9 protein-coding genes are annotated in these 6,776 nt (G+C 70.8%); 2 read left to right on the top strand and 7 right to left on the bottom strand.

Annotated elements, in window-relative coordinates; all coding sequences use genetic code 11:
• The coding region (locus tag PWG71_RS21730; RefSeq protein WP_274811776.1) for an SDR family NAD(P)-dependent oxidoreductase at positions 1-372 on the bottom strand (372 nt) is incomplete at its 3' end.
• Between the two features lie 381 nt (positions 373-753).
• On the opposite strand from PWG71_RS21730, the gene PWG71_RS21725 reads away from it, so the two are divergent.
• Both PWG71_RS21725 and PWG71_RS28865 read left to right on the top strand, forming a co-directional pair.
• Positions 754-1,593, top strand: a complete 840-nt coding sequence (locus PWG71_RS21725) for a helix-turn-helix transcriptional regulator (protein WP_274811775.1) — start codon at positions 754-756, stop codon at positions 1,591-1,593.
• Positions 1,590-1,916: a helix-turn-helix domain-containing protein gene (locus PWG71_RS28865; protein WP_446725074.1), complete on the top strand. Its 327-nt coding sequence runs from the start codon at positions 1,590-1,592 to the stop codon at positions 1,914-1,916. The genes PWG71_RS21725 and PWG71_RS28865 overlap by 4 nt, the downstream gene beginning before the upstream one ends.
• Before the next feature lie 449 nt (positions 1,917-2,365).
• Here the strand turns inward: PWG71_RS28865 and PWG71_RS21720 are convergent, their stop codons facing one another.
• The 6 genes from PWG71_RS21720 to PWG71_RS21695 all read right to left on the bottom strand — a co-directional run bounded on the left by PWG71_RS21720 (position 2,366) and on the right by PWG71_RS21695 (position 6,522).
• The gene (locus tag PWG71_RS21720) at positions 2,366-3,259 is read right to left on the bottom strand and encodes a cytochrome c biogenesis CcdA family protein (RefSeq protein WP_274811774.1); all 894 of its coding nucleotides are present in this window, start codon (positions 3,257-3,259) and stop codon (positions 2,366-2,368) included.
• Entirely contained in the window at positions 3,256-3,840 is a 585-nt protein-coding gene (locus tag PWG71_RS21715; protein ID WP_274811773.1) for a TlpA family protein disulfide reductase, read from the bottom strand. The genes PWG71_RS21720 and PWG71_RS21715 overlap by 4 nt, the downstream gene beginning before the upstream one ends.
• Entirely contained in the window at positions 3,840-4,433 is a 594-nt protein-coding gene (locus PWG71_RS21710; RefSeq protein ID WP_274811772.1) for a DUF3179 domain-containing (seleno)protein, read from the bottom strand. Before PWG71_RS21710 ends, PWG71_RS21715 begins: the two co-directional genes overlap by 1 nt.
• 92 nt (positions 4,434-4,525) lie before the next feature.
• Positions 4,526-4,690, bottom strand: coding sequence for a hypothetical protein (locus PWG71_RS21705; protein ID WP_274811771.1), 165 nt, complete (start codon positions 4,688-4,690; stop codon positions 4,526-4,528).
• Positions 4,691-5,842: 1,152 nt separating this feature from the next.
• Entirely contained in the window at positions 5,843-6,256 is a 414-nt protein-coding gene (locus tag PWG71_RS21700; RefSeq protein WP_274811770.1) for a DNA-binding protein, read from the bottom strand.
• Positions 6,238-6,522 carry a hypothetical protein gene (locus PWG71_RS21695; RefSeq protein ID WP_274811769.1) on the bottom strand — a complete coding sequence of 95 codons (285 nt, stop codon included), beginning with the start codon at positions 6,520-6,522 and terminating at the stop codon, positions 6,238-6,240. Before PWG71_RS21695 ends, PWG71_RS21700 begins: the two co-directional genes overlap by 19 nt.
• Positions 6,523-6,776: the final 254 nt, after the last annotated feature.

Genomic DNA, 6,776 nt, shown 5'->3' with positions numbered 1-6,776 from the left:
GTTGGTGCCGAACTGCAGCTCGAACCCGTCGACCGTGGTCTGTCGGTTCGGTGGCCTCATCACACCGGCGTTGTTGATCAGGATGTGGATCGGCCGTCCCTCCTCACGCAGGGTGTCGCCGAGGGTCGCGACCGAGTCGAGGGAGGACAGGTCGAGGCTGCGCAGCGAGACCTCGGCGTGGGGTGTCGCGCTCCGGATCTTCGCGAGGGCGGCCTCGCCCTTGCCCGGGTTGCGGACCGGCATGATCACCTCCGCACCCGCGGCGGCCAGCCGCGCGGCCATCCCCAGGCCCATCCCGTCGCTCGCACCGGTGACGACGGCGCGCTTTCCGGACAGGTCCGGCACGGTGATGTCGATGGGTCGACGTGACATCGTTCTGCTCCTTCAGGTCGTGGTGGTGGGTTCGTCGTCGAGCTTCCGTCGCCGGGGCGATCCGGAACCCTCGATCCGCGCGGGCGATCCCGGTGTAGGCGGACCTGACACGGGCCCGGCGGTGATCACCGAATCGCGTCGCCCGCCACGGGCGGGGACCGACCGCTGACCGGCCCGGTCGGCTTCGGCTCCCCGGATTCCGCTCGGGCCTCGGCACCGATCCTGGGTGGGGGGCGCGGACCTATCCAGGGCCTCCCGATCACAGGCTCGCCAGGCCACCTCTGCGCTCTTTACGGGGGGATCGGCGGGCCGTGGATACCTCCGTCCGCAGGCGGTAGACAGGCGGTGGGAAGCAAGACGGCACCCCAGAAGGAGAAGCGCGTGATCGATCGCCCCGGGCTGGCGGAGTTCCTCCGCAACCGGCGTCAGGCACTGCAACCGGAGGACGTCGGCCTGCCGCGCGGGCGGCGCCGCAGGACCGACGGGCTGAGGCGTGAGGAGGTCGCGTCGCTGTGCCACATGTCGGTCGACTACTACTCCCGCCTGGAACGGGAACGCGGTCCTCAGCCGTCGCACCGGATGCTCGCCTCGATCGCCCAGGGGCTGCACATGTCGCTCGACGAGCGCGACCACCTGTTCCGCCTGGCCGGCCACAACCCGCCCCCCAGGGGCACGTCCAACGATCACATCGGCCCCGGGCTCCTGCGCGTGCTCGATCGCCTGGACGACACACCCGCCGAGATCGTCACCGAACTCGGGGAGACCCTGCGACAGTCCCCGATGGGCGTCGCGCTGACCGGGGACACGACGCGGTACACGGGGCCCGCTCGCAGCGTGGGGTACCGGTGGTTCACCGACCCCGCCGCCCGACGGATCCACGCCCCGGAGGAACACCCCTTCCTGACCCGGATGTACGCTTCGGGGCTGCGCGGACTCGTCACCCTCCGCGGTGCGCAGTCCCGCGCCGCCCACCTGGCCGAACTGCTGCTGGCCCGTAGCGAGGAGTTCCGGCGGGTGTGGGACGACCACGAGATCGGGATACGCCCCCACGACGTCAAACGCTTCGTCCACCCCGAGGTCGGCGCGCTGGAGCTGACCTGCCAGCGGCTCCTCGACCCGGACCAGGCCCACTTACTGCTGGTCTACACCGCCATCCCCGGCACCGAAAGCCACGAGAAACTCCAGATGCTGTCGGTCATCGGCGCTCAGACGCTCCACTGACTCCGGGGGCCGGATGCGACCGCGACACCCGGTTTCCCAAGGGCCTCAGCCAGGCGGCCCTGGCGGCCCGAGCCGGTGTCGTCCGCTCTTGGCCGACCCGCGTCGAGGCCGGCCGCCGCGGCGCCGGATCCAAGCCCCTGCTCCGACTGCCGGCCGCTCTGGACCTCACTCCGACCCTGCGGTCGAACGCTGATGCCGACGCAGCCGAGCCCCGACCGATCTCGTGCAGGACCGCCACACGTTGGCCTCGGGACTTTCCTCCGGATGATCGCGCGCGTGTCCCAGGAGGACACGCCGGGTCCACCGCCGCTGGAGGCTGTTGACGCCCTTGTCGACATGCGCCTCTGCCCCAAGCCCGCCCGGAGGCACCACGGGCACGCACGGCCTCGGCTGTCCAGGATGGTTTCGGAGAGGTAGCGGTGGGCGGCCTCCGCCACGGGGGCTCCACCACCGTGGGTGCGCCATCGGTTCGTCCGCGGTGTCTCCCAGGGCCCTGGGCCTCGCGGCGGCTCAGGCCGCACGGCGCCGACTCCGTGATCGCGCACGGGAACGCGGTGGCGGATCACCGGGGCCTGTCCGAAAGCGCCTTGTCCCAGGACCCCGACCGGGCCGAAAGGGAGCGGATGAGCGCCCGGATCCCCCTCGCCCCCTACACGCGTGCCGGGTGGTGCACACCATATGAGCGGTCGAAGGCCCTCCACGTCATCGACCGCGGCCGGGCACGCGGGCCATCGTGGGCGCCGGCGCGGCCCGTGTACCCGGCCTCGGTCGGTCACTTCTCCGGGGCGGGGGCGATGGGCCGGTCGGCCGGGTCGGTTCGCCGGCGGCGGAGCAGGACCGTCGCCGCGCCGATCGCGATGAGCGTCACCAAGGCGAGCGCGATCCATCCCGCGCCGATCTGCTGGAGAAGTCGGGCGAGTTCGCCCTGCCAGCGCACCGCGGCGCCCACCACCGGGTCGGTGCCGGCGGCGCCGGCCAGGACCCTCAGCTCGAACCATCCGTAGTAGGTGACGTAGGCCCCGGCCAGGACCAGCAGGGCGCCGCCGGCGCGGGTCACGTACGGCAGGGCCGAGCGCAGCCGGGCGGCCACGGACTGCCGGGCCAGGGCGACGGCCACGGTGAGGGTGCCCACGACCAGGCCCATCCCCGCCGCGTAGGTCGCGAACACCCCCACCATTCCCAGCGCGCTGGTGGTGCGCAGGGCGCTGGTGGTCAGTGCCAGGAACGGGCCGATGGTGCAGGACAGGGACGCGATGGCGTAGGTGACGCCGTAGGCGGCGGCCCAGCGAAGGGAGCGGACCGGGCGGCCCGGCGAGGGCCGGGGCATGAGGAACCCGATCTCGCGCCCGGCCAGCAGCCATGCGCCCATGCCGACCAGAGCGATCCCGATCACCACGGTGGCCCAGGGCAGGTGGCGTTCCAAAGACAGGGCGAGCGGGACGGCCACCAGCCCGAAGACGGCGAACACGGCGGTGAACCCGCCGGTCATCGCGAGTGTGGTGGTCAGGGCCCGTCCCAGCGGGCGCAGGCGCCCGCCGCCGGTGTCGTTGTCGTTGTCGGAGGCGACCAGCAGTGCCAGGTAGCCGGGGAGCATGGCGAACCCGCATGGGTTGAGGGCGGCCAGCATGCCCGCCACCAGCGCGATCGCGTACGGTAGCTGGCTCATTCGGCGAGGAGCCCGTCGCGTACGTGGGCGTCGAGGTCGGCGTCGGTCAGGGTGCCGGCCACGGTCTCGAAGGTGCCGTCGGCGTTGACGAACGCGAACGCGGGCTGGCCCACCACGCCGAAGTCCGACCAGATACCGCCATCCTCGTCGATGATGTGCGTCATGTGGTCGGTGTCGGTGTCGGAGGTGAAGGCGCGCATGTCCTCGACCTCGCCCAGCCCGGCCACACCGACGAAGTCCACCTGTCCCTCGTAGCGCTCGGCGGCCTCGGCGACGCCGCCCGCCTCGCCCCGGCACACGCTGCACCAGGGGGCCCAGAACCAGAGCACCACGGGTTCGCCCGCCAACGTGGTGGAGGCCAGGTCCTGCCCGTCCAGGGTCGGGGCGTCGAACGCGGGCAGCGCGGACTCCACCGTCTCGGACTCGGAGCCGGTCTCGGTCTCGGGTCGTGCCTGCTGGGCCGTGCTCGTCTCGGGCTCGGGCGGGGACTCGGGCTCGGGGGCCGAGCAGGCCGCCAGGCCCAGGATCGCGACCATGGCGGTCGCCGCGGCGGTGAAGGAGCGGGGGTTCGTTTTCATCATCACCTCAGGATGTCGTTGTCGGGGTAGAAGGTCGCCCATGCGAACCAGAACGTGTCCACGTGGTCGACCGGGGTGGGTTCGCTGCCCGCCGGTTCACCGTCGACGGCACGGCTTGAGACGTTACGGCGGCTCCCGGTCCGGTCGTCGGTGAAGAGGCCGCCGTCCCGCTCGAAGGCGAGCTCTCCACTGTCCAGGACGGTGAGGAAGACGTCGGCGGCGGTTGTTCCGCGGCCCTGCGCGATGACCGCGTCGTCCAGAGCGGAGAAGGCCCCGGGTCGGGCCCGCACGGTCACGGGCTCCCCGTCTGCCTCGGCGGCCACCGCACCCTCTTCCGGAACACGCTTCACGGGCAGGGCGAGCGCCCAGGCCCCGGTTCCGACGCCGCGGGTCTCGGCGGGCAGGCGCGGGTCTGCGTCCCCGTCCAGCAGGAACGGTTCGCTGTCGGGGTCGTCGCAGCCGACGTAGGGGTTGCGTCCGTGGTCGTGGCCGGTGTCCTGGCCGAGGACGGCCCCGTCGAGGCGGTCGGCCCGCCAGGGGTCGGCCCGCCACGTCCACGCCCTTTCCGGGGCCGGGTGCGATCCCGCCCGTACCACCGGACCACCAGCCTTCCTTGTTCGTTCACCACGGGATTCGGATCAGAGAGGCACCAGGAGACCGCGCCCGCGATTCCGTGATGTTTTCGTTATCAAAAGCCGTATCGCCCTCCCCGGATCGGCCCGGTGTCCTTCAACCGGGCGACGCCGCCCGCGTCCTCGAACGCCGGTTCGTCCAGGGCGGCCGGGCCGCCGCCGACCGGCCGGTCCACGTCCACCGGCGGACCCGGCAGGCCGGGAGCGGCGGGTTCCTCCAACGCCGAGAGGACGTTCTCGACCGGACCGGATCCCGGTGTGATCGGTGACGAGGGCGGGCGTTCCTGCTGCGCGGCGGGCGCCGCGCGGCCGACGGCGGCCGGTACCAGGGGCCGTGACCGAGGGCCCGCGCACAGGGCCCGCCCCTCTCCCGGCCCCGTATGTCCCCACCTCTTCGACGCCGCCGCGCTCCCGGTACGTGTGCTCCGAGTCCGGCACCGTCCACGCGTGTCCTTCAGAGGATCAGCGCCGGTTCGGGTGTGGGCGGTCGGTGCTCTTCCCTGGGGCACAGGGCATCCTTCGCACAGTGTTCCGCCGCCCATGGGCGGGCATTGACCTTGAAGGCCTGCTGATGGCCTGGTGGCCACCTTTGGATCAAAAGGAATGGCGCTCTGAGAGCGTGGATACCGCAACCGCGATCCGGTCGAAAGCGGCCCCATGAATCGATGGGCTCCCACGGGGTTCTGGGGGAAGAACTGAGGGCCGGAGCAGGTCCGGTGGGAGTCCTGGAACCGAACATGCGTCCGATCCGCACACAAAACGGCCCCGAACCGCGTTTCCGCTGTTCAGGGCCGCAATGCCACTGTCTCATGGTGGCGCACTCGGGAGGATTCGAACCCCCAACCTTCTGATCCGTAGTAATCGGATGATGGGATGAATACCCGCAGGTCAGAGCCTTGCACCGCCGGTCCGGCTCCGTACTTTTCCACGTATGTGCCACACCGCCGCGATCGGTGTCCCGAGTGGGTCTCCAGCGCGCTCCCTGCTCGGCGCGGCAGAGCCTGCACGGTCCGCCGCAGCCATGCCCCTCGCCTTCGCTGACCGGCATCAGATGGTGCCCGCGGGCCGCCTCGAAGGGCCCTTCCTGCACCGCGACCTCTCTATCACACGAAACCACAGAACCTCGCCAGTAGGGCGAGAGTGTTGTTTCGTGCGGACGCCCCATGCGCACCGACTCTCTCCGACACGGCATGGAACACGGCCGCCGGAGCAGCATCGGAAAGCAACGACCATCGGTCGGCCAGGACCTTCGAAGCCCCGAACCGGACAAGCACACTTCCCGGACGGGGATCCGTCGCCGCTGGCTCCGCCGGTGGAATGCCGGGAAGTAGTCGGTGCCGGGCCCGTCGGCCCGAAAGCATCTTTCTGGCGACTCACACGGAGACGAGACGGACCCGGTCGCCGCAGAGCTTGGTCATGTCGTCGATGTCGGAGGTCAGCATGACCACGGGACGGTGCTGCCGGAGCGCGGTCTCGGCCACGGCCGCGTCGATGGCGTACGTGTGGCCGTGCAGCCCGGCCCCCATCAACAGCGCCGAAGCGGCCTTCGCCTCCTCGTCGCCCACCGGGACGGTGCGCAAACCGGACAGCACCCAGTTCAGTCGGGCCTTGTTCGTACGGGTGTGCACGGCCTCGATGATGGTGAGCGCGCAGATCACCACCTCCATGCCGCGCGAGCGCGCCTCGGCGACCAGGGCCACCACGGTCTCGTCATCGGCGAGCAGCTTGGAGAGCCCTTCGCTGTCCAGGACCAGTGTCCCCTCGTGGCTCAGCCGACGGCGGGCCACTGGTCCTCCTCGGCGAACACCTCGTCGAAGACCTGCCGCGCCCGCAGCCTCGCCTGCTCGGATACCGGGCCTTTGCGACTCTCGTAGTCGGCCAGGTACTCGTCCAGCACCTGTCCCCGCAGTTCCCGCTCGACGGCCGCGGCGATGAACGCGGAGAACTCCCGTTTGCCGACCCGGGTCCGGATCGCCTCCGCGGTCCCCTCGGGCAGGGAAAGACTGACCCGGGTCGCCGGCCCTTCACCGATGCTGTACGTCGTCTCGGACATGATGCTGATTGTGTCAAACAAGTAGGAAACCAACAAGCGCCCACAGGGCCGCCCTGGTCGTCGACGATGGTCGACACGACGCCGCTCACAAGGGTCCGCTGTTTCCCTGGTGCACTGTCCTTGTGCGATGACGGTCTCCGTGTGTCCTCGTTCGAGGACGAACCTCGAAGGTCCTCGAACGAGGACAACGGAAAATGTGGTGCCGAAGGAGTTCGTCCCGACGCGGCGACCCAAGCTCGGTACTTCGGTGCGAG

It is taken from the genome of Nocardiopsis sp. N85, assembly GCF_028882275.1.
Lineage (GTDB): Bacteria > Actinomycetota > Actinomycetes > Streptosporangiales > Streptosporangiaceae > Nocardiopsis > Nocardiopsis lambiniae.
Note: the sequence above shows the minus strand (reverse complement) of the source record. Positions and strands in the feature narration are given on the sequence as shown.

What these genes read in the sequence shown, in the direction of transcription:
- PWG71_RS21720 (WP_274811774.1), bottom strand. Translation starts at nt 3,259, where the DNA reads ATGAGCCAGCTACCGTACGCGATCGCGCTGGTGGCGGGCATGCTGGCC.
- PWG71_RS21715 (WP_274811773.1), bottom strand. Translation starts at nt 3,840, where the DNA reads ATGATGAAAACGAACCCCCGCTCCTTCACCGCCGCGGCGACCGCCATG.
- PWG71_RS21695 (WP_274811769.1), bottom strand. Translation starts at nt 6,522, where the DNA reads ATGTCCGAGACGACGTACAGCATCGGTGAAGGGCCGGCGACCCGGGTC.